This is a genomic window from Zoogloea sp. (assembly GCF_041904905.1).
Taxonomy (GTDB): domain Bacteria; phylum Pseudomonadota; class Gammaproteobacteria; order Burkholderiales; family Rhodocyclaceae; genus Zoogloea.
The window spans coordinates 1-1,785 of sequence record NZ_JAYRMI010000139.1 but is presented as its reverse complement, the minus strand read 5'-3'; the positions used below and the strand labels follow the sequence as shown (position 1 = coordinate 1,785).

Below are 1,785 nucleotides of genomic sequence, written 5' to 3'. Positions count from 1 at the left end.
ATCCTGCTGGTCGAAGACAACCCGGTCAATCTGCGGGTGTCCTCGCTGATCCTGAGCGGACTGGGCTACGACATCGACGTCGCCACCGATGGCCAACAGGCCCTGGACGCCGTCTGCCAGCCGTCCGGCGCTGGATTCGATGTGGTGCTGATGGACGTGCAGATGCCGGTCATGGACGGGATGGCGGCGAGCCGCACCATCGGCGCCCGGCTGCCCCAAGCCCGGCGACCCTGGATCATCGCCATGACCGCCAATGCGATGGAAGGCGACCGCAGCGCCTGCCTGGCCGCCGGCATGGACGACTATCTCAGCAAGCCGGTTCGCGCGGCGGCGCTGGCGGACGCCCTGGAGCGGGCCGGTGCCGCGCTGGCCGACCGGCGGGCCCGGGCGTCCTGAGCCCGAGCCTGGCTGGCAGCCCCCGGACAATGCCCGGCACTGGCGCCCAAGGCCCCGACCGCGTACAGTCGCTGCCTGAAACGCACTCTGGCCGCCAGCCGGCCCTTGACTCCATGAACGCACCTTTGCACCGCGAGATACCGCCCTCCGCCCTGCTCGACACCGGCCGCGCCCTGGCCGACATCGGCGCCCAGTGGGACGGAGACATCGTTCACCGGCTGACGCGCTACATCACCATCCCCGCCAAGTCGCCGTCCTTCGACCCCGACTGGGTGGCCCACGGCCACATCGAGACGGTGGTGCGCGACGCCGCCGACTGGGTGCTGGCCCAGAATGTGCCGGGCCTGACGCTGGAGATCGTGCGGCTGAACAAGGCCGACGGCTCACCCCGCACGCCGGTGCTGTTCTTCGAGATCGAAGGCACCCGCGGGGCGGGTGGGCAGACCGTGCTGATGTACGGCCACCTCGACAAGCAGCCCGAGTTCAACGGCTGGCGCAACGACCTGGGCCCCTGGACGCCGAAGTACGAGGACGGCAAGCTTTATGGGCGGGGCGGCGCCGACGACGGCTATGCGGTGTACGCCGCGATCGCCGCGGTGCAGGCCCTCAAGGCGCAGAACGTGGCGCACCCGCGCATCGTCGGCCTGATCGAGACCTGCGAGGAATCCGGCTCCGCCGACCTGCTGCCCTACATCGACGCGCTGCGCGCGCCGGGCAACAACCGCCTGGGTGACGTGGGCCTGGTGGTCTGCCTCGATTCGGGCGCCGGCAACTACGACCAGCTCTGGCTCACCACCAGCCTGCGCGGCATGGCCAGCGGCACGCTGAAGGTGGAAATCCTCACCGAGGGCATCCATTCGGGCGACGCCTCGGGACTGGTGCCGTCGAGCTTTCGCATCATGCGCATGGTGCTGGACCGGCTGGAGGACAGCGCCACCGGCCGCCTGCTGCCCGCCAGCTTCCATTGCGAGGTCCCCAGCGAGCGCCTGGCGCAGGCACGCGCCACCGCTGCCATCCTCGGCGAGGAGGTCTACAAGCGCTTCCCCTGGGCGCACTACGACTGCGGCGGCTCCACCACCTTCGCGCTGCCCACCACCACCGACCCGCTGCAGGCGCTGCTCAACCGCACCTGGCTGCCCACGCTGTCGGTGACCGGCGCCGACGGCTTTCCCGCCCTGCAGGATGCCGGCAACGTGCTGAGGCCGTACACCGCCTTCAAGCTCAGCCTGCGCCTGCCGCCGCTGGTGGACGCGGCGGCGGCGGTGCAGGAGCTCAAGACCCTGCTGGAGGACAACGCGCCCTACCAGGCCCGCGTCACCTTCGACAGCCACGGCGGCGCCACCGGCTGGAACGCGCCCTCGGCCACGCCTTGGTTCGAATCCGCACTGA

At 70.6% G+C, this 1,785-nt stretch carries 2 protein-coding genes; both read left to right on the top strand.

Annotation, left to right across the window (positions count from 1 at the left end):
- Window positions 1-396 (top strand): response regulator (locus ACE3N6_RS19235; protein WP_374247429.1); only part of this gene is annotated, 396 nt, incomplete at its 5' end.
- A gap of 113 nt (window positions 397-509) precedes the next feature.
- A partial coding sequence (locus ACE3N6_RS19230) for a M20/M25/M40 family metallo-hydrolase (protein ID WP_374247428.1) occupies window positions 510-1,785 on the top strand: 1,276 nt, incomplete at its 3' end.